The following is a 21,547-nucleotide window of genomic DNA, read 5'->3' on the forward strand; positions in this document are numbered from 1 at the left end:
TTTACACAACACAATGATCCCAAATAGGATCTGAAGGGGGAGGGGCGATAATAGTTAACGGTTCTTTTTTTACAGGATGTACGAAAGTAAGTTTTCTAGCATGCAGATGTATACTGCCATCTTTATTACTTCTATCAGCTCCATACTTTAAATCTCCTTTGATTACAGATCCAATAAAAGATAACTGAGATCTAATTTGATGGTGTCTTCCTGTATGCAAGAGCACTTCTAAGAGATAATAATTATCCAACGCTTTTAGTACATGATATTCCAAAATAGCCTTTTTGCTTTCAGGAACCTCTTTGATATGAGCATAGGATTTATTTTGCTTCGGATTACGCTTTAGCCAATGTATTAGCATTTCACTGTCTTTGGGTGGTTTATTTTTTACCACTGCCCAATATGTTTTTTGCGCTTCTTTGTTGGCAAACAGTTTATTTAATCTAGGAAGGGCTTTACTGGTTCTAGCAAAAACAACAATGCCACTAGTAGGTCTATCCAAACGATGCACTACCCCTAGATACACATTACCAGGTTTATTATATTTTTCAGCGATGTACTCTTTTACAACTTCACTTAATGATTTATCACCTGTTTTATCTCCTTGTACGATGTCACCTGGCCGTTTATTGATAGCTATAATATGGTTGTCTTCATATAAGACCTGAAGGTTGTTCTTTGTAGAGATCGTTTTAGACAAAATTTTCTATTGAAATGTAATTAATTTAACGATATAATGGCTTCGAGTGTACTACTATTAATAGCATTTGGGGCACCCACTTTTATAATTTCAGTATCCTTGTATACCAAACTGATTTGATCCTCACTTTTGCTAATTTTTAAAGATTGGATTTTATCTTTTAGTTCTCCAGAGGGTAGATCAAACTTTCTTTTGAACGTAAAATTTTTATTCTCGATTTGTAGCATGAATCCAAAATAATCAAATATCCGGTTGATACCATTGATAAGCATTTTGATCCCAATATATCCAAAAACTGAAAGTACAATTCCGTTGATAGGAGATGAAAAACTCAGTAAAAAAATAACACCGAAAATTCCTAATACCGATAATATGGTTCCTAATACAATCGCAATAACGTCAATTAAAATAGCCCTTCCTGAGCGCGTTATGGTATAATTACTTTGATCAATAGATGTAACATCAAAGCCTAAGTTTTTAATATAGGTTAGGCTTTGAATATTTTCTTTCTCTTCGGAAATGATTTTTGATAAATCAGAAATGAAGGAACGGATTTCCTGATTCTTTCTAGACTGTATTTCTTTTAAGAGCTGTTCTTTGGCAACATGAGATAGAGAATCTAATAGTTGAAGAACTTCAATTAATTCTGAGTCACTAAAACTTGAATACTGAGTCATCTTTTCGAATACTAGTATTGCTCATTCTCGTTAGGGAAATCCACTGATTTTACATCACTCACATATTGTTTGAATGCATTGGTCATCTCGGTGTACATATCCAAATAACGACGTAAAAAACGAGGATTAAACTCGTGAGTCATACCTAACATATCGTGAGTTACCAGTACCTGACCATCGACACCATTTCCGGCCCCAATCCCGATTACAGGAATACTGATACTTTCTGCCACTTCTTTAGCTAGTTTTGCAGGAACTTTTTCAAGTACAACGGCAAAACAACCTACTTTCTCAAGCATAAGGGCGTCCTCTTTCAATTTTTTAGCTTCTTCTTCCTCTTTGGCTCTTACCGTGTAGGTCCCAAATTTGTAGATAGACTGTGGAGTCAATCCAAGATGTCCCATTACAGGAATTCCGGCATTCAATGTTCTTTTGATAGATTCTTTTACTTCTTTACCACCTTCCATTTTTACTGCATGCGCTCCGGACTCTTTCATAATTCTGATAGCAGATCGTAAAGCTTCTTTTGGATCACTTTGATAACTACCAAAAGGAATGTCAACAACAATTAATGCTCTGGTAATTGCTCTTATTACCGAAGAAGCGTGATAGATCATTTGATCCAAGGTAATAGGAAGTGTCGTCTCATGACCTGCCATTACATTAGATGCAGAGTCTCCAACTAGAATAACATCTACACCGGCACCATCAACAATTTTGGCCATGGTATAATCATACGCGGTAAGCATAGATATTTTTTCGTGGTTGGATTTCATCTCAACAAGAGATTTTACGGTAACTCTCTTATAATCTTTCTTTGCTGTGGACATATTTATGTGTGTTTAGTGCTGCAAAAGTAATCATTTAGGGATATCGCGGCAAATGTCTTGTTAAGACTGCCTTAATCTTTTACCCGACTACGAATAAAAGCTTACATTTACGAGAATCAAAAAATGATCATTATGAATAAATTCACGGTTTGTATTATTACAGTTTTACTCATTAGTATTCAGTCCTTTGCACAAGATAAAAAAGCTAAAGATTATAAAGAAGAGGTAAAGGCAACCATCTTAGAGTTTTTTGATGGATTTCATAAAGGTGATACCGCAAAAATGAAGAAAACCATAGATCCTCAAATGGTTTTAAAAACCGTAGTAAAGAATAAAGTAGGAAAAATTAGGATTGCTCAAACCGATATCGATAAATTTTTGGGTGCTATTCAAAACAGACCTGCAGAGCAAAAATGGGATGAACGTTTACTTTCTTTTACCATTGAAGCTGATGGTAGTATTGCTAATGCCTGGACACCTTATGAATTTTATCTAAATGATAATTTTAGTCATTGTGGGGTCAATGTCTTTCAACTATATCACGATGGCTCCTCGTGGCGCATTATTGCTATTGCCGATACCAGAAAGCGAGAGGGGTGCAACTAGATGATGCTAATAAGAAAAGGGATTAGATTTCTTAGAGCATGTAAGCCGATAGACCATGTAATACCGTTTTTTATCTTAAAGATTCCATAGATAGAGCCCGAAAATATACGAGGTATAGTGAGTAAGAGGATGACCAAATTGATCTCTGAAAGTGTTCCGTAATTCAAAGCATGCGATACCCCAAATAAAAGGGAAGAGACAATAAGTAATGTGATCATAATGCCCTTTTTTTGAAGAAATTTGGAGGTTTGTAATAAGAACTTCTTTTCAAACAGTTTTGATTTTAATAGCAAGAATAGGCCAATCATCAAAATCCCAATTCCTGCATACGTGTAATACCAGGTAAATTGCGAACCCAATGTTAGAACCAATGCTAGTCCAATAACTCCACATGGAAACAATAGTAGATCAGATTTATTGGGTTTGATAAGTGTTCGGAATACTAGTTCTTCAAGAATAGGCATAACTAGTACAAGAGAGAAAAACAGTTCGATCGGATTTTTTTGAAAAGCATTTTGTTGTTGTTTGCTTTCATAGATCGTGAAATCAATACTTGCTACATTCTCATTCAATATCTTTTGAAAAATCACCCAAGACATGGTGAAAACAAATAATACAATGCTATAAAGAATAAGTTGTTTGACTTTAAGTCCAAGGGCTTTATTGGATGGATTTAACTCTTTTTGAGCGGATTTTCTAGTTGTTGTTCTTGTTTTCGTCTTTTTAGGAACTACCTTTTTTGCAGTTGTCTTTTCGGGAATTGCCTTTTTGGCGGTTGTTTTTTTAGGATCAATCTTTTTAGCAGATGTTTTTTCAGGAACAGACTTTTTAAAAGTTGTTTTTTTAGGAGTTACCTTTTTAGTGGTTGCCTTTTCGGGAGCTACGTTTTTAGCAGTTGATTTCTCAGGAGTAGCTTTTTTAACTGCTGTTTTTTCAAGAGTTGCTTTTTTAGGATTTGTCTTTTTGGAAGTTAACTTTTTAACAGTTGTTTTTTCAGGAGTTACTTTTTTAGGTTTGGTGTTTTTGGGGCTGGTTTTTGGGGCTGGTTTTTTCATAAGTGTCAGCAATAGTTTAAACGAAGTTTTACTATTGTTATCTCTTTTTTGGTTTGTATAATTTCTTCTAATTTAGGTCTTTAAACTTAGAATATACAAAACCAGAGCAAGAAATACGTTAAAATAGTCTTGCTAAAACACTTGAAGACAAAAAACAACTAGTTATTTAATACATAAAAGATTATGGAATAAGAAAGCTTTGAACGAAATATATTAGCAGTCACTCAAACTTACTTTGACCGCCAGTCCTCCTTCACTAGTTTCTTTGTATTTAGTATGCATATCCTGGGCAGTTTCCCACATAGTTTCTATCACTTTGTCTAGAGGTACTTTTGCATTTGCGGCATCGGTATCCAATGCCATTTCGCAGGCATTAATGGCTTTTACTGCACCCATTGCGTTTCTTTCGATGCACGGAACTTGTACTAATCCGGCGATTGGATCGCAGGTAAGTCCCAGATGATGCTCCATAGCAATTTCACTAGCCATCAGTACTTGCTCGGGAGTACCTCCCATAAGCTCTGTTAGTGCACCAGCAGCCATTGCCGAAGAAACTCCGATTTCTGCTTGGCACCCTCCCATAGCTGCAGAGATAGTTGCTCCTTTTTTGAATAAGCTTCCGATCTCACCTGCAACCAGCATAAATTGTTTTACATCATCAAAATTGGCATCGTGATTTTCAATCACCATATAGTACATCATCACTGCAGGAATTACTCCAGCACTTCCATTGGTAGGTGCTGTTACCACACGACCCAAAGAAGCGTTGACTTCGTTTACTGCCAAAGCAAAACAAGAAACCCATTTTAATATCTGACGAAATTTAACTTCGGTATCTCGAATAGCTTCAATCCATTCTTGAGGAGAGGTATACTTAGTATCTCCGATAAGCTTTTTATGAGTGTCAAAAGCTCTACGTCTGACATTAAGTCCTCCAGGGAGTGTGCCTTCGGTGTGACAACCTGTATACATCGATTCTAGCATTACATTCCATACTGCTTGTATTCTCTGATCGATTTCTTCGTCAGTTCGTAGCGATCGCTCATTTTCTAATACAATCTCAGACACCTTTTTGCCCTTTTCATGACAATACCCCAAAAGATCGGTTGCTTTTTGAATGGGTAATGGGAAGCCTTGGAACTCTTCCATTTTCTTTTCTTTTCTTTTCCGTTCTTCCTTGATGACAAAACCACCACCTATAGAATAAAAAGAAGAGGATATTTTTTGACCATTAGTAAAGTGGGCATGAAAAGTAATGGCGTTGGGGTGAAACTCTTTAAACTCTTTATTAAATACAATTTGCGTTTCAGGATCAAATGTCACCCAAAGCTCGGTATTGAAATGAATTTTTTTCTCGGTATTAATGTGGCCGATAATGGTTGGTATCGAAGATACATCTATAGTCTGTGGATCATATCCACAAAGTCCAAGCATCACTGCAATATCGGTAGCGTGACCTTTACCAGTAAGTGATAGAGATCCAAAAAGATCAATAGTGATGGCTGTCACATTTTCGAAATGACCATCTTTTTTTAATTCTGCAATCCATCGACGACCAGCGCGCCATGGACCTAAGGTGTGAGAACTAGAGGGACCAACTCCTATTTTCAGCATGTCGAAAATACTGATGCATTCCATAATTCGTAATTATTGAAATATTAACAGGGGTAAATATAGGTTTTTGGTAAAGAAAATACTTGTTTTTTGAAGAATAGTTAATACCGTTTTTGGAATCCTTAAAAAATCCTTCTGGCGGACCAAGATATAGGTTTAGTGACAACCTGTCATATAAATCGTAATGGCACAAAGATTGACCTTACAGGTTTGAATTATTACGAACAACAGTATAACAATTTAGTATAAAGATGAGTAAAATAATAGGAATAGACTTAGGGACAACCAACTCTTGTGTTTCTGTAATGGAAGGTAATGAGCCTGTAGTAATCCCTAATGCTGAAGGTAAAAGAACAACACCTTCTGTAATTGCTTTTGTAGAAGGAGGAGAAATTAAAGTAGGTGATCCTGCAAAACGTCAGGCAGTTACTAACCCAACAAAAACAATCTCTTCTATCAAAAGGTTTATGGGTAATAAGTTCTCTGAGTCTTCTAAAGAAGCTCAAAGAGCTGCTTATAAAGTGGTTAAAGGTGATAACGATACTCCTAGAGTAGATATCGACGGACGTTTATATACTCCGCAAGAGTTATCAGCAATGACACTTCAGAAAATGAAGAAAACTGCAGAGGATTACTTAGGACAAGATGTGTATAGAGCAGTAATCACTGTACCAGCATATTTTAATGATGCGCAACGTCAGGCAACAAAAGAAGCAGGAGAGATTGCAGGTCTTAAAGTAGAAAGAATTATAAATGAGCCTACAGCTGCTGCGTTAGCTTACGGTTTGGATAAAAAAGGTACTGATCAAAAAATCGTTGTATTCGATTTTGGTGGAGGTACACATGACGTTTCTATCCTTGAATTAGGTGATGGTGTATTTGAAGTACTTTCTACAGATGGAGATACACACTTAGGAGGAGACGATGTAGATCAAAAAATAATCGATTGGTTAGCTGAAGAGTTCAAAGGAGAAGAGAATATGGATCTTCGTGAAGACCCAATGGCACTTCAACGTTTGAAAGAAGCTGCAGAAAAAGCTAAAATTGAATTATCTTCTTCTTCGCAGACAGAAATCAACCTTCCATATATTACAGCAACAGCAAGTGGACCTAAACACTTGGTACGTTCGCTTACAAAATCAAAGTTTGATCAATTAATAGACGATTTAGTAAAGAGAACGATTGAGCCTTGTCGTACAGCACTTAAAAATGCAGATTTATCGACTAGTGATATCGACGAAATTATATTAGTAGGTGGATCTACACGTATTCCAGCAGTGCAGGAAGCAGTAGAAAAATTCTTCGGAAAAGCGCCTAGTAAAGGAGTAAATCCAGATGAGGTAGTTGCTATTGGAGCGGCTATTCAAGGAGGAGTTTTAACTGGAGATGTTAAAGATGTATTATTACTAGATGTAACTCCATTATCTCTTGGTATTGAGACTATGGGTAATGTAATGACAAAGTTAATCGATGCCAATACAACGATCCCTACCAAAAAATCACAAGTGTTCTCTACAGCAGCAGACAATCAGCCATCTGTAGAAATCCATGTGTTACAAGGTGAGCGTCCTATGGCAGCAGATAATAAAACTATCGGTCGTTTCCACCTGGATGGAATTCCACCATCACCTAGAGGAGTACCTCAGATTGAAGTAACTTTTGATATCGATGCCAATGGTATTATCAAAGTGTCTGCTACTGATAAAGCGACTAATAAATCTCAGGATATTCGTATTGAAGCTTCTTCAGGATTAACCGAAGAAGAAATCGAAAGAATGAAGAAAGAAGCAGAAGCAAATGCTGAAGCGGATAAAGAAGCTAAAGAAAAAGCAGATAAGCTTAACGAAGCTGATGGAATGATCTTCCAAACTGAAAAACAACTTAGTGAATTTGGTGATAAATTATCTGATGATAAGAAGAAGCCAATTGAAGATGCTTTAGAAGAGTTGAAGAAAGCGTATGAGTCTAAGGATATCGCGGTAATCCAACCGGCTCTTGATACAATCAATGAAGCTTGGAAAGTAGCTAGCGAAGAAATGTACAAAGCACAAGCAGAAGCACAACAAGGGCAACCTGGTCCTGATGCTGGTGCAGGAGGAGATTCTTCTGGAGGTGGATCTGAAGGAAGTGATGTAGAAGATGTAGACTTCGAAGAAGTAAAGTAAGAATAGTAAACTATTCATATATCAAAAAAGAGAGCCTATTTTGGCTCTCTTTTTTTGTTTTATTAGGAGTTCATTAACAAAAGAATATTCTTTTTTTAACAGCGCTACTCCGTACTCCAACATGCGATCTTTTTTACTTTTGATATTACTTAATCATATAAATTATCGAAAATGAAAAAAGTTTTTTTAGTATTGTTTTTAATGGGGGCATTAACAACAATGAATGCTCAAGAAGTTGTTTTTGGAGTAAAAGCAGGGGTTAACTTTTCCAAGTTTGGAAAGGATGCTGATGCCGATGGCAGAACAAGCTTATTTATAGGAGGTCTTGCCGATTTTACCATCAACGAACAATTTCATATCCAACCAGAGCTTTTGTATTCTTCAGAAGGTTCTGAGGATATCGAAGCGAATTTTATCAGAGTATTAGGGATTGGAAAGTATTACCCAGTTGAAGGTTTTAGTTTGGAAGCTGGTCCACAGTTTGGTATTCGTGTTTCTGCTGATAATGCAATCGAAGATACTACAAAATCGTTTGATTTTGGATTGTCTTTTGGAGCTGGTTACGAGCTAACGGATATCGGTTTGTTATTCAACCTACGATATAATGCCGGTATTGCTAATCTTTCTGATGTAGATGGTTTTGATACCAACTTAGGAACGTTCCAGTTAGGAGTGGGGTATAAGTTCTATTAATCGAAATATCCATATAAAATAAAAAGCACGGTTTCGGCCGTGTTTTTTTATCCCTGTATTCTTCTTAGTGCTTCTTTTGTGGACAAAGGTTTTAATACGGTTTTGGATACAAAATCCTGAACATCGGTTGGATTCACTTTTGAATATTCTCGCAATGCCCAACCAATAGCCTTTTTGATAAAAAACTCATTCGAAGATTTATGAGCCTCACACAAAGAAAATAGTAATGTTTTATCCGTTTGTTCTTTATACCCAAGTTGAAAAAGAATAGCACTTCGATTGAGCCACATATGTTCTGATCTGGCGAATTCTGGGATCACAGTGGCTATTTCATCAGGAAATTGCAGCAGATAATTCCCCAAAATATGTTTTGCGATAAAATCCACAGTATCCCACCAGGAATGGGTCGTAATTAGCTTCTCGATAAGTACAATATCTTCTTTTCGATATTTTTTCTTTAGCGTTTGATCGACGAGTTCAATGGCACAAAGATGTAATTCTCTTTCTTCCATAGCATATAACTGTAGCACCAACTCCGAACAATTTTCTGGGGTTATCGATCCTTTAAAACTGATAAGTGTTTCTTTCAGTATCGCTTTTCTTATAGGAGCTTTTACACCATAAAACCGAAAGCGGTTTTTCATATAGGCTTTCATGGCAATAGCATTATTTGGATCGGATCGCTCTTGTAGTTTAGATTGTAATGTACTCAAAAAATCCATGATAACAAGATACACATTCTATGGTATAGGAGAATCAGGTCAATGTAGAAATTATGATAGTAAATTTAATCGGTTTGTATGCTCCATCTTTTTTCCAAATTCAAAACTTTGCCGGATAGCGCATGACCAGTTATCGTAATTATTGTACCCACTCCATATGACATAGCACCATAGCCTAGTATGGCTGTATTCCCTACCAACAATGCTATGGTTCCTATACCTACGGCACCAATTCCTCCTATCATTGCAGTATAACCAATAACAGTTATTATGGTAGGAATCATCCTTTTTCCCTTTTCCTTCAGCAACTTGATCTTTTTGATGTCCTGAACAGGTATTGATACGGGAGTTTGTTCTTTAGTTACGATTCTCAAATAACCATTCTCGAATTTTTTGAAGACACCTTTAACACTTTTACGATCGTCGTATTTCCAGACTTTTAAGGTATTTCCGGGGAATAGTATTACTTCCTTATCGGAACCATTTCTTTTAATGACTAAGCTATCCGAGTTGAATTTATATATAGGATTATATTCAGAATTTTTAGAAAAACCATGAACATAAACACTGGATAGTAAAATAACACATACTATTGGAATAATCTTTTTCATAGATAAAAAGGTGATGAGTATACTTTTTGTTTATAGATACTTCCAAAAGCAAAAGGTTGCTTAAAACCCTACTGCCGTGTCGTCACCTCTTTTATCGGCTCCGCCCTCCAAACTTCCATCGGGTAATGCCAGGATGCCATCAACCTTACCAATGATTCGAGATTCCTCTTCATTGATTTCATATCCTTTAGCATTTAAGTTTTTCAGTATAGCTGGATCAAATGAATTAGGTTCAAAGACTACAACATCTGGTAACCATTGATGATGAAAACGAGGAGCATTAACTGCATCTTGCATGGTCATACCAAATTCTTTTACATTTAGAATAGTTTGCAATACCGAAGTAATAATAGTAGATCCACCTGGAGTTCCAACGGTCATCCAGAATTTTCCATCCTTCTCCACAATAGTTGGTGTCATAGAGCTTAGCATTCTCTTTTCGGGAGCAATGGCATTGGCTTCAGCACCGATAAGTCCAAACATATTTGGAGCACCAGGCTTAGCACTAAAATCATCCATCTCATTATTGAGGAAGAAACCTAAATCATCCACATATAATTTAGAACCATAGGCCCCATTTAGAGTAGTTGTAACAGAAATTGCATTTCCAAAAGTATCCACAATCGAGTAATGCGTAGTTTCACTGCTTTCATAACCAGGGATTGCTCCGTGACTTATGGCTGTCGAAGAGGTCGCTCGATCAAAACTAAAATCACTCATTCGATTTTTTAGATATTCTGGACCTAAAAGGGTGTCTACCGGTATGTCTACAAAATCTGGATCACCCAAATAGAAACTACGATCTGCATAGGCTCTGCGCTCAGCTTCCGTAATTACTTGTATTGCTTTTAGGCTGTTATGGCCATAGTCTGCTAAATCATATGGAGCTATCATTTTCATGATTTGAGCCAGACAAATGCCACCGCTAGAAGGAGGCGACATCGAGATGATATCTAGATCTTTGTATTTAAATTGGATCGGATCCCTCCATTTGGCTTCATATTTATTTAGATCTTCAATGGTCATAATACCTCCGTAGGATTGTATAAAATCAACCAGTTTCTGACCGGTTTCACCTTTATAAAATTCATCTCTACCATTCTCGATAATACGTTGTAAGGTATTTGCCAAAGCAGGATTCTTTAAGGTGTCGTTAGCTTGATATCCTTTTAGAATAGGTATGGTATCTTTATTAGCTTTCAAGAATAGCTCTTTGTAATGCTGAAATCGTTTTTCCTGTTTTTCTGTCACTACAAATCCTTGATTTGCCAGTTCTACTACAGGAGTCAAAATATCCTTTATGGGCAGTGTCCCAAACTTTTGATGTACTTCAAAAATCCCTGCTATAGTACCAGGAACCCCAACAGCTAATGCTCCTAGCTGGCTTTTTTCGGGAATATGATCTCCATTTTCGTCAAGATACATGTCTTTTGTAGAAGTTAAAGGAGCTTTTTCTCTGTAATCCAAAGCACCAGTATCTCCATTGGCCATACGATACACCATAAAACCTCCACCTCCTAGATTTCCGGCATAAGGGTAGGACACGGCCAATGCCATTTCTGTAGCGACCATGGCATCAAAAGCATTACCTCCTTTTTGCATAATAGCGGTTCCAATTTTTGAGGCTTCTTCTCTTGCCGAGACTACCATTGCTTTTTGAGTGATTACACCTCTTACGGGTTTTTTAGCTATAGGTTTTGGTGTTTCTTTGCAAGAAAAACACGCCATCAAAAGGCAAAAGGATAAGAGTAGTCTCATAAGGTTTTCATTTCGTTTTTGGTGAAAAGCTCTAATTCTTTAAAAAAAGCTTGAAATTCTTGATCAAAATCAGCATAATAGGCCTCGAGCTCAACGACTGCAAGGTTCATCTTAGAACGATTTTTTGTCCTGCGATTCATACCCGAAAGTACACTGCCAATGCCCGATATACTAGCATAACTTAATAACCAGTTATCACCAATCATATAGGGTAAGAAGTTTTGTACTTTCTTCGGTAGTATGTCATAGTTGTTTTGTAGTAGTTCGTAAAATTGAAGCGTGTAGGTTTCCAAAGGAATTTCAGAATACTCCCCCCAACGTGCTGCTAGAAAATGATCATAAAAAATGTCAACAATAACGGGGCTATAACGCCCGTATTTTGGATATAACCGTTGTGCGCTCTGCTTCACAATAGGATGAGTGTCTGTATAAGAATCGATTTTGCGATGTAAGATGATACCTTTGCTAATTTGCTCGGGATATTCTAAATATTTTTTGCCTTTGACAGAGTCAGCGATAAAATTACCAATTTTAAGTTCGGGGTCTTCTCCAGAAAGATAAATATGAGCTAAGAAATTCATTATCGAAATTTACAATTTTTTGGAAATGTAGTGTTGTTTTTTTGTAAACTTTAATAGTATAGTTGTAGTAATGTTTCTTAGGATGTACATTTGCCCTCAAATACAGAATTAATATAACATTATGACATTAATCAAATCAATTTCAGGAATACGTGGTACTATAGGAGGGGGAGTAGGTGATAATCTTACCCCAATCGATGCTGTAAAATTTGCTTCGGCATATGGGAGCTGGTTAAAAAAGGAAACCAAGAAAGAGCACCCAATTGTTGTAGTAGGAAGAGATGCACGTATTTCAGGATCCATGATTCAGCAACTGGTAATGAATAGTTTGGTTGGGCTTGGTATTCATGTAGTTGATTTGGGGCTTTCTACCACCCCCACAGTCGAAGTTGCAGTACCTATCGAAAAGGCAGATGGAGGAATCATTTTGACAGCTAGTCATAATCCCAAACAATGGAATGCATTAAAGCTTCTGAACGGGAAAGGAGAATTTCTAAATGCAGAAAACGGAAAGAAAATACTGGAAATTGCAGATAACGATGACTATACATTTGCAGAGGTTGATGATCTTGGAAGCATTACGGTAAATGATACCTACATCGATAAACATATTGATGAGGTGTTGAACCTTTCTTTGGTGGATGCAGATAAGGTTAAAGCTTCCGGCTTCAAAGTAGTAGTAGATGCAGTAAACTCTACAGGAGGGATTGCTGTACCTAAACTTTTAAGAAAAATGGGAGTAGATGTAATCGAATTGTATTGCGAGCCTAATGGACATTTTCCGCATAACCCAGAACCTTTAAAAGAGCACTTGACAGATCTATCTGATTTGGTGGTAAAAGAAAAAGCTGATTTTGGATTAACCGTAGATCCAGATGTAGATCGCTTAGCTTTTATGAGTGAAGATGGAGAGATGTTTGGAGAAGAATATACACTCGTAGCTTGTGCAGACTTTGTATTAGGTAAAACACCGGGAAATACGGTTTCAAATTTATCTTCAAGTCGTGCTTTGAGAGATGTTACAGAACAACTTAATGGTTCGTATGAAGCTAGTGCTGTGGGAGAAGTAAATGTCGTTGAGAAAATGAAAGCTAATAATGCTGTTATCGGAGGAGAAGGAAATGGTGGAATTATCTATCCAGAGCTACACTACGGAAGAGACTCCTTAGTGGGTATTGCTTTATTTTTAACCCACTTAGCAGAAAAGAAATGCAGCGTTAGTGAATTGAAGAAAAGTTACCCTTCTTATTTTATGAGTAAAAATAAGATCCAACTTACTCCAGACTTGGATGTAGACGGTATTTTGAAAGGATTCCATAAAAAACATGAAGCTGAAGAAGTGTCTACCGTAGACGGTGTAAAAGTTGATTTTGCTGACTGCTGGGTACATTTAAGAAAAAGTAATACAGAGCCAATCATTAGAATCTATACCGAAGCTAAAAGTCAGGACGAGGCCGATCAATTAGCTGAAGATACTATAAAGACATTAAAGGAAATTGCAGGAATCTAGAAAGGTTCCTGAGTAACAACAAAAAAGCTAGATAAAAATCTCGCTTTTTTATTAATCTATAGTGGCTCCTTTTGGAGGTTTAGTGTTTCTATGTTTCCAACGCTTGTGTGTCCATAGATAGTATTCTGGTTGTTCTTTGATTTGCTCTTCGAGCATTTTGAGATAGGTTTTTATCACAAAATAATCATCACATTTAGAGGCATCTTCAGTAATAGGGACAAATTTAGCCTGATAATAACCTCTCTTTACTTTTTCTACTTTCAAAAACATTACCGGCATCTCTAATCTTTTGGCCAATACTTCTCCTCCCATAAATGCAGGTACTTTGATTCCCATAAAATCTGTCCAATATGTGGCATTGTATATTTTTGGGGACTGATCAGAAACCAAACCGTAGGCGCAAACTCTACCTTTCTCTATATCTTGGGTGATTTCTTTCATAGCTCTACTACTGGTGATTAGTTTAGCATCAAATCTGTTTCTCATTCGACGTACTAATCTATCAAAATATTTGTTTTTGATCTTTTTGTACACTCCAGCAATCGGGAGGTTTAGTGTAAAATAGGCTGCAATAGACCATTCGTAACTTGCATAGTGACCAAATAACACCATAATACTTCGTCCTCGTTTTTCAAACTCTTGAACGGTATGAGGATCTATAATTTTAAAGCGTTTTACCAATTCTTCTTCAGAGATAGATAAGGTCTTAATCATCTCGAGAAACATATCGCACATGTGCTTATAAAACTGTTTCTCAATTTTTTGAATCTCTTGATTTGTTTTTTCAGGAAAAACCAAAGTCAAATTTTCACGAACCGTCTTTCTTCTATAACGTACAACATGATATACCAAAAGATAAATAAATGTGGATAAGGTATAAAATAACCTCCATGGTAACTTTGAAATTATCCATAAAAAAGGGTAGGCGATACTATAGACTACTAACTGCATAGAATTAATTCATAAAGCCCACAAAGATATGATTATTGCAATAAATTATCATAAACTTTTGTCAATTAGCATATGTGCGATCACTTTTAAAAAAGAGGGTAAAATATATGTATCTTTGAACAAAATTCGAATTGAATGGGGCAACTGGATATTGTAGTAATAGCGATAATAGGGATAAATGTATTAATGTCATTAAAAGGATTTAATGACTTTTCTTTTTTTGAAAAATATAAGTTTAATATTGGTGGTGTACGTAGAGGAGAACAAGTAAGAATGCTTACTTCGGGTTTTTTACATGTAGACATGACACATTTGTTCTTCAATATGTTCACGCTGTATTTCTTCGCTCCGGTTGTGGTTGGTTTTTTGGGGAATGTCAAGTTCTTAATCGTTTACTTTGGAAGCCTTATTTTCGGTAATTTGTTTTCTTTGTTTTTTCATAAAAACGAATATCACTATAGTGCCGTTGGGGCCAGTGGTGCAGTTTCTGGGATCATTTATGCGGGAATACTGTTTAGACCTGATATGAGTTTGTATCTGATGTTTATCCCCATACCTATACCAGCCTATATTTTTGGTATCGGATATTTGTTGTATTCTATATTCGGAATGAAAAACAGAATTGGTAATATTGGGCACGACGCCCATTTTGGAGGAGCCGTTGGAGGATATGTCATCACTTTAATATTAGCTCCCTGGATATTATATGATAATACGTTGATGGTTGGTCTTTTGGCAATTCCGATTATCATACTCTTTGTGCTACAGCGTTTGGGGAAACTATAAAGCTTCGTATACACTTATATTTACCGATTGTATCTTCTAAGCAGTTTATGATTAGTATCTAGTGTGTTTATGTAAATGCCTATCTAGATTATATTTCATCTTTTACATCCTTGGGCAATGTTTAGTTAACTATTTGAATAGCTGAAAATTGTACAAATGACCATTTGTTACTAGAATAGAACCACTTATTACTTTGTGTTTACAACCTATACTATTACGATATACTTTAGTTGTAAATAAAATTCTAATAATTTAAATACAAAAACTATGAGTGGATATAGAAACGATTTTTATGTGCCAGAAAATATTATAGGGTATACAGGTGAGCTTGGTGACAACCCAACTATCTATTTTGAGAAAAGAGAAAATGGCGAAGTAACTTTTGGCCGTATTACACAAGAACACGGAGACCCAAAAAATGAAGGTCGTGAGCTGGTTAGAATGAGATCAGAATCTGATTATCAGGCTATCAATACATATGCCGCAGAGATCAAAGGAAAAAATGTGACTCTGGGGCAATACATGAAGGAAATCAAGAGTAATACAAATGTCCATAGATTGAGAAAAAATCCGAATAAATTTAGAAATATGATGACGGGAGAAGTAGTGGAGTTTAAAAACGTTTATGCCGAATTTTATGATTTTGGCCTACCTCATATAAGCCGTAGTGACTTTAAGGAAGTTAATGCTGATAATAGACAAGAGCTAGTGGAGGCTATAACCAAAGAAGAAAATCTTAAGATAAAAGAAAAGTATACAGAAAAAGAGATTAAATCTGAAGAATTAAGAAAGGAAGTGAAGGGGAAGAGTTTTGAGGAACTTTTTTCCGAACATAAAGCATCAGAAATACCTCAAAAAAATGAAGAATTACCTGTACTTGATACCAATCAAAAGGTAGATTACCGAGCTTTTGCAGAAGTGAAAGTTACAGATAATGTAAGAAGGGAAAACACTAGAAATAGTAGACCAAGAAGAAATAGTGCTGAAAGTAATAAAGGTCAAAAAAATGTCAATAAACCTGGCCTCTAGTGATAAAAATAGTTATTGTAGCATCTAGAAATAGGTTTGTTTAGGATACAATATAATAAGAGATGCCTAAGTTTTTTAGGCATCTCTTAAATTTATACGGTCATTTTCCAAACCTCTTTATAGGGCTTTTTCTCCTAACAGTTCAGATATCTTTTGTTCTAAAGCAGGACCTCTTAAATTTTTAGCAATTACCTGTCCTTGTTCGTCTATAATAAACGTAGCAGGTATAGATCGAACTCCATATGCTCTTGCAATAGGATCTTGCCAGAATTTAAGGTTGGATACGTGGTTCCAATCCAGATTGTCATCAGCAATAGCCTTCGTCCATGATTCTTGTTTTTTATCTAGGGAAACTCCGATGATGTTTAGGCCCTTGTCATGATACTTATTATAAACACGCACTACATTAGGGTTTTCTAATCGACAAGGTTTACACCAGGATGCCCAAAAATCGATAATGGTAATTTTACCCATAGACTCTTTTAAGGAGAGCGTTTTTCCTTGTGGATTCGGAGCAGAAAAATCATCTACCATAGTACCGATATCTATTCTTTTTTGCATGGATACAGCAACAGCATTATTAATAAGTCGATCTAAGTTTTTACCTAATCGTGAAGTTTTTAACGTATCTGGTAAATTGGTGAATTTGGCTTTAGCATCTTTGGCAGATAATGATTTAAGGTTCAATAAATCTGTAAGCGCCATTACACCAATTAGGGAGTTTGGATTATTATCTGCAAAATCCTGACGGAACTGAATTTCTTTTTCTTTCAACTCTTCCTGTTTTGTAGCAATTCTTAGTGCTTTATCAGCTTCTTTCAATTTTGAAGCGATCTGATATTGTGTGTTCAGATTAATACGCTCTTCTCCAAACGTCTTGATACTATTGATATATTTAAATAATAATTCATTCTCTGGACCTCCTTTGATGATAGAAGATCGTAAACTATCCTTGTATATTGTCATATGAAAAGGATGGTTTTCAGCAATATACAATACATTACTTCTCAAGTTTTGAAAAGTCAAATAGTTGAAGTCATTAGCTTCAGGAGCGGGTAAGTCGATTTTAAATTGTCCTTTTTGGATAGTTGCGGTATCGATCACAAGTGGTCTTCCGGATTGACTAATAGAATTGATGTATACCTCGGTACCATCTTCAAAACCCTGCGTTTCAGCAGTTATTGAATATCCTTTTTCTTTGGTTTGGCAAGCTACAAGTAGGAGTATAGCAGCAAATAGAGCGATTCTTTTCATTACGTGTTAATTTACAGGTGATAAAAATAAAGAATACTACCTATAAACACCAAAAATTAACTTTTTGATATAAAAACATATAGTCTTTTTTGTCTTTTTTTAATAAAAAAACGAGGTTAGGGTGTAACAAAATGCCTATAAATAGAGTCTAATGGGTAACCCCATTATAAATTTGAACTATAATCAACAATAAGTAAAAATCTGGATTTTGAGTCCAAGTTTTATAACTATGATCGTCTTGATAAAAACAAAAGCGTTTAATTGTGCCTGAAATAGGTATAATTAGGGTGTTTTTAATTTTTTGTGTTTGATATAGTAAATAAGCGTAACTTTAAGGATAGAATAATTTTAATTAATTGTTAATATCTGTTTAGTGAGCTAAGTTTGTAGTATTTTTGTTAAAAATATCGTAATTGGTGAATTATGAGGGTGTTAGAGCAGGATTTTCCTTTAGACATATGGATTAGCTTTTCGAAATTTTTTGAACAATATCGAAATTTTTTGAATAGCGATAGCGTACTCCTTAGGGAGAGGGCTTCTCATATCCTGAAGTTAGCAGAAGCATATCCTGAATTAGATGAGGGGATTAAGGAAGAAGAAAATGTATTAGAACTGCTTCCGCAGATCGATATGATCCTTGAGGATTCGTTTGCGCAGGTGCTTCAACAGAATGAAATCAAAATCGCAACTATTCCTTTTCATAATACGGTGCTTAAATCTACTAAGCGCTTTCAAAATATTATAGCAACTGCAGGAGAAGATTTTGAACCTCAGATCAAGAATTTGGATGAGGATCATTATTACATCATGGGTTGTAGTATTATTTTGAACAATTATTACGGATATAAAATCGATTTCAGAAGACCGTTCTTTTATGATATTCCTGATGCGTTAGGCATCATGAGACATTATAGAATCATGTATAACGGAGATTTTATTGAAATTATTAAAACTGATAAAGCCAAAGAAATCACCGATGCCGATGTGGCCGAATTGTTAGATAACTTCGATAACATCGAAATTTGGAAAGAGAAGTTTCCACCAAGTAGTTGGGTATTTAAAGGAATCGTAATTGCGAATATGTTCGATGTTACCACAGATGTTTCTTTATCTGATTTCAAAACTAGCTTAATCAAATACGATAAAACCCAGGGTGATTTTGTTGGAAGTTTTCAGGATATTTTCAGATCTATCTTTAACCTGAAAGAAATCAAAGTTGGTTTTTCTAATTATAATCATGAGGACGAAGTTTTTGAACGTGTACCTTTTAAGAATATAGATAGTTATGTGTTGTACGATAAGTTTTCTGACAGTTGTAAGTCGGCTTTATGCAAAGGTACCTATTACTATATGTTCGAAAAGTCTACCTATTTCGCCATTTCGGATGTAAAGAAATTTCAGCTGTCTACTCCCAAAGAGAAGATGTATAAGAATCTGGTAGCACAAGGAATTAATAGCGCTATTATTGCTCCGATCAAAAGCGAAGGCAAATTACTAGGGATTTTGGAAATCGTATCTCCGAACGTACATGAATTGAATAGTATCAACGCGAATAAATTACAGGATGTGATGCCATACCTGGTGGATTCTGTATTGAGATCAAAGTCGAAAGCTGAGAATGAATTGGAGTTGGTAATCCAACAAGAATGTACGTCGATCCATCCTAGTGTGCACTGGAAGTTTAGACAAGAAGCAAAACGTTTTATGCGTGCGATTGTAGAAGAAAATCCAGTTTCATTTAGAGAGGTAGTCTTTGAAGATGTGTATCCTTTGTATGGTCAAATTGATATCAAAGGTTCTTCTGACGCTCGTAATCATGCAATACAAAAAGATTTAGTATTGCAATTAAGAGGAATCTCTAAGGTAATCAATAGGGTAATAGAAATGGATCCGTTACCTATCTATGAGCAGTTAAAATATAGAGCAAATAGCTATATCAGTGTTGTTCAAGAACAATTACAGGTAGATAGTGAGCAAACCATTATCAACTTTATTAAGAAAGAAATAACTCCGTTATTCAAGCATCTGAAAAAGAAAAATTCGGATCTGTCAGATCTTATTGATGAGTATGATAATCTGTTGGATAGAAGCTTAAAAACGGTATACAAACATCGTAAAGCATATGATGAATCTGTGATGTTGATCAACAAAAAAATGGCATCCTTATTAGATCAGAAGCAAGATGAAGCTCAAGGAATGTATCCTCATTATTTTGAACGATTTAAATCGGATGGGGTAGAGCATAATATGTATATCGGCGAGTCTATTACTAAGCAAAAGAGTTTTAATAAGATCTATCTCTATAACTTAAGACTTTGGCAGTTACAGGTAATGTGCGAAATGGAAAACGCTTATTATCAAATGCAAAAAGATCTTCCAGTTGCATTAGATGTAGCCTCTATGGTTCTTGTCTTTAATACGTCTTTATCCGTGAGATTTAGAATGGACGAAAAACGATTTGATGTAGATGGCACCTACAATGCACGCTATGAAGTAGTGAAAAAACGTGTAGATAAATCCAAAATAAAAGGGACCGATCAACGTGTTACCGAAAAAGGAAAGCTTGTAGTTATCTATTCGCAAAAAACAGACGAGAGAGAATATATCAAGTATATCAATTTCTTACAATCTAAAAACTATCTGGAAGATGAGATCGAAATTGTAGAGTTAGACGATCTTCAGGGAGTTACAGGTTTGAAAGCGCTACGAGTTAATATACTATATCATAAAAAAGAAAATGATAAAGAGTATTACACCTACGAAGATTTAATGAAGGAAATCAGTAAATAAAAAAATCTTTTTGTTTTACTGCAGGGTATTGAATGCGATAAAGAAGCTCAATACCGAGGTTACAATTCCAATGATAAATACGGTATACGTCACCCGAAGTATTTTATATTTTCGGTGCAATACCTTGCCTAAAAAGTACAAATCCTTGATCATGGTGTCATAGATGTAGTCTTTATCTTCCATAAGTTGATGCATTGCGTTTTTGTAATCGGTCAATGGCATCTTATGGAAATTACCAAAGAATAATAGGTTCACTTTCTTTTCCTCAATTTCTTTTTGAGTAAACTCTCCGCTAGTGATATTAGGTCGCGTAGCTAGAACAGAAAGAACAATCGAGACGATACTGAAAAACAAGAAAATTAAGGTAGGGTAAATCAGATATTGATTAGAAGGATTGTCTAATTTCGGAATAAGGTTAGATAACGCCAGCGATATAATAATTGCGTTCACCGAAAGCAGAATATTGGCTTTGGTATCTGCAATATCACTAAGTTTAAGATGGTTTCTAAGCGTTACCCTGAATGCGGTCTGTATCCCTTTTTCTGGGCTTTCTTCTTTAAGAAGCTTCTTTAGTTTGTCTTTTTCTTTTTTTTTCTGCTTTCTTAGGCGTTCCTGTTCTGTTAGCATTTTGGCCAGGTTCGCCTCTTTTCTAGGTTGCCAGTGTTCTTTGGCATAGTCCGTATAATAGTGATGTTTGTTTTGAAATAGCTCAATATTGGCTTTTAACCACTCCGAAGAACTAAGGTTTTTTACATTATTTAGCTTAAATTCTCTACGTAACAACTCACTTGTTTCTCCGTAATAGTCTTTAGCAAAATGGGAAGCATCCGCGTCTCTTATGATTTCCTCCATAAAATTAGTAGGATGATGTTCCATTTTTGTGGCCATAATTTGGTCAGATACCTTTTGGATAACGACCTGAGATACATTTTGTTGACCTAAAAAAGACTTAGCAATAGTAACACTGTGTTCTTCATGATTATCTGTGCTTTTAGAATATCCAGTATCGTGCAACAAAGCAGTTAATAACAAAACTTCTTGATCTTCCTTCGGTAAATTGGTATTATCAAGGATTTCTTTTGTACTTTTAAATACTCTTTTGGTATGATCATAATTATGATATATGCAAGAATTCGGAAGTTCTTTTTCAAAAAGTTCCAAAACGAATTTATCTGTTTTTTCTAAAAGAGAAGACATACATGTAGATTTTCGATC

The 21,547-nt window shown here is 35.6% G+C and carries 19 protein-coding genes; 7 read left to right on the forward strand and 12 right to left on the reverse strand.

Translation table 11 applies throughout. The features are described from left to right. Nucleotide 1: 1 nt before the first annotated feature. Genes BUE24_RS22880 through panB form a run of 3 tightly spaced genes read right to left on the reverse strand, consistent with a single transcriptional unit; the run spans nt 2 to nt 2,207 of the window. On the reverse strand, nt 2-700 hold the full coding sequence (locus tag BUE24_RS22880) for an RluA family pseudouridine synthase (protein WP_073321880.1): 699 nt from the start codon (nt 698-700) through the stop codon (nt 2-4). Nucleotides 701-720: 20 nt separating this feature from the next. Next, complete coding sequence (locus tag BUE24_RS22885) at nt 721-1,377, reverse strand: hypothetical protein (RefSeq protein ID WP_073321883.1); 657 nt, start codon at nt 1,375-1,377, stop codon at nt 721-723. Nucleotides 1,378-1,388: 11 nt separating this feature from the next. Beyond that, nucleotides 1,389-2,207 (reverse strand): 3-methyl-2-oxobutanoate hydroxymethyltransferase, encoded by an 819-nt coding sequence (gene panB, locus BUE24_RS22890; RefSeq protein WP_073321886.1) that lies wholly within the window; start codon nt 2,205-2,207, stop codon nt 1,389-1,391. A 132-nt stretch (nt 2,208-2,339) separates the two neighbouring features. Here panB and BUE24_RS22895 point away from each other — a divergent pair, with 132 nt between their 5' ends. Continuing rightward, on the forward strand, nt 2,340-2,813 hold the full coding sequence (locus BUE24_RS22895) for a nuclear transport factor 2 family protein (RefSeq protein WP_073321889.1): 474 nt from the start codon (nt 2,340-2,342) through the stop codon (nt 2,811-2,813). Here BUE24_RS22895 and BUE24_RS22900 read toward each other — a convergent pair. Further along, on the reverse strand, nt 2,810-3,868 hold the full coding sequence (locus BUE24_RS22900) for a CPBP family glutamic-type intramembrane protease (RefSeq protein ID WP_073321892.1): 1,059 nt from the start codon (nt 3,866-3,868) through the stop codon (nt 2,810-2,812). The two genes, BUE24_RS22895 and BUE24_RS22900, sit on opposite strands and share 4 nt — an antisense overlap. Before the next feature lie 213 nt (nt 3,869-4,081). Beyond that, nucleotides 4,082-5,506 carry an L-serine ammonia-lyase gene (locus BUE24_RS22905; RefSeq protein ID WP_073321895.1) on the reverse strand — a complete coding sequence of 475 codons (1,425 nt, stop codon included), beginning with the start codon at nt 5,504-5,506 and terminating at the stop codon, nt 4,082-4,084. Between the two features lie 227 nt (nt 5,507-5,733). Between BUE24_RS22905 and dnaK the strand changes: the two genes are divergently transcribed. Both dnaK and BUE24_RS22915 read left to right on the forward strand, forming a co-directional pair. Then, nucleotides 5,734-7,647 carry a molecular chaperone DnaK gene (dnaK, locus tag BUE24_RS22910; protein ID WP_073321897.1) on the forward strand — a complete coding sequence of 638 codons (1,914 nt, stop codon included), beginning with the start codon at nt 5,734-5,736 and terminating at the stop codon, nt 7,645-7,647. Between the two features lie 171 nt (nt 7,648-7,818). Then, complete coding sequence (locus tag BUE24_RS22915; RefSeq protein WP_073321900.1) at nt 7,819-8,340, forward strand: outer membrane beta-barrel protein; 522 nt, start codon at nt 7,819-7,821, stop codon at nt 8,338-8,340. Nucleotides 8,341-8,387: 47 nt separating this feature from the next. On the opposite strand, the gene BUE24_RS22920 is transcribed toward BUE24_RS22915, so the two are convergent. The 4 genes from BUE24_RS22920 to BUE24_RS22935 form a co-directional block, all read right to left on the reverse strand. After that, nucleotides 8,388-9,053 carry a DNA alkylation repair protein gene (locus BUE24_RS22920; protein WP_170864658.1) on the reverse strand — a complete coding sequence of 222 codons (666 nt, stop codon included), beginning with the start codon at nt 9,051-9,053 and terminating at the stop codon, nt 8,388-8,390. A gap of 74 nt (nt 9,054-9,127) precedes the next feature. Then, nucleotides 9,128-9,673, reverse strand: coding sequence for a hypothetical protein (locus BUE24_RS22925; protein WP_073321906.1), 546 nt, complete (start codon nt 9,671-9,673; stop codon nt 9,128-9,130). 60 nt (nt 9,674-9,733) lie between these two features. Beyond that, entirely contained in the window at nt 9,734-11,431 is a 1,698-nt protein-coding gene (gene ggt, locus BUE24_RS22930) for a gamma-glutamyltransferase (RefSeq protein WP_073321909.1), read from the reverse strand. Beyond that, nucleotides 11,428-12,012 (reverse strand): acyl carrier protein phosphodiesterase, encoded by a 585-nt coding sequence (locus tag BUE24_RS22935; protein ID WP_073321912.1) that lies wholly within the window; start codon nt 12,010-12,012, stop codon nt 11,428-11,430. Before BUE24_RS22935 ends, ggt begins: the two co-directional genes overlap by 4 nt. A 121-nt stretch (nt 12,013-12,133) precedes the next feature. Here BUE24_RS22935 and glmM point away from each other — a divergent pair, with 121 nt between their 5' ends. Further along, nucleotides 12,134-13,522 carry a phosphoglucosamine mutase gene (glmM, locus tag BUE24_RS22940; RefSeq protein WP_073321915.1) on the forward strand — a complete coding sequence of 463 codons (1,389 nt, stop codon included), beginning with the start codon at nt 12,134-12,136 and terminating at the stop codon, nt 13,520-13,522. Nucleotides 13,523-13,573: 51 nt separating this feature from the next. Here glmM and BUE24_RS22945 read toward each other — a convergent pair whose 3' ends face one another. Further along, complete coding sequence (locus tag BUE24_RS22945) at nt 13,574-14,473, reverse strand: lysophospholipid acyltransferase family protein (RefSeq protein WP_073321917.1); 900 nt, start codon at nt 14,471-14,473, stop codon at nt 13,574-13,576. Between the two features lie 135 nt (nt 14,474-14,608). On the opposite strand from BUE24_RS22945, the gene BUE24_RS22950 reads away from it, so the two are divergent. Both BUE24_RS22950 and BUE24_RS22955 read left to right on the forward strand, forming a co-directional pair. Continuing rightward, nucleotides 14,609-15,259: a rhomboid family intramembrane serine protease gene (locus BUE24_RS22950; protein WP_073321920.1), complete on the forward strand. Its 651-nt coding sequence runs from the start codon at nt 14,609-14,611 to the stop codon at nt 15,257-15,259. A 267-nt stretch (nt 15,260-15,526) separates the two neighbouring features. Further along, entirely contained in the window at nt 15,527-16,288 is a 762-nt protein-coding gene (locus BUE24_RS22955) for a hypothetical protein (RefSeq protein WP_073321923.1), read from the forward strand. A 117-nt stretch (nt 16,289-16,405) separates the two neighbouring features. On the opposite strand, the gene BUE24_RS22960 is transcribed toward BUE24_RS22955, so the two are convergent. Continuing rightward, nucleotides 16,406-17,542: a TlpA disulfide reductase family protein gene (locus BUE24_RS22960; protein WP_073321926.1), complete on the reverse strand. Its 1,137-nt coding sequence runs from the start codon at nt 17,540-17,542 to the stop codon at nt 16,406-16,408. Between the two features lie 423 nt (nt 17,543-17,965). Here BUE24_RS22960 and BUE24_RS22965 point away from each other — a divergent pair, with 423 nt between their 5' ends. Then, the gene (locus BUE24_RS22965) at nt 17,966-20,332 is read left to right on the forward strand and encodes a GAF domain-containing protein (RefSeq protein WP_073321929.1); all 2,367 of its coding nucleotides are present in this window, start codon (nt 17,966-17,968) and stop codon (nt 20,330-20,332) included. Between the two features lie 15 nt (nt 20,333-20,347). Here the strand turns inward: BUE24_RS22965 and BUE24_RS22970 are convergent, their stop codons facing one another. Then, complete coding sequence (locus BUE24_RS22970; protein ID WP_073321946.1) at nt 20,348-21,529, reverse strand: Pycsar system effector family protein; 1,182 nt, start codon at nt 21,527-21,529, stop codon at nt 20,348-20,350. Nucleotides 21,530-21,547 lie beyond the last annotated feature (18 nt).

The organism is Aquimarina spongiae, assembly GCF_900141785.1.
GTDB classification, from domain to species: Bacteria; Bacteroidota; Bacteroidia; order Flavobacteriales; family Flavobacteriaceae; genus Aquimarina; species Aquimarina spongiae.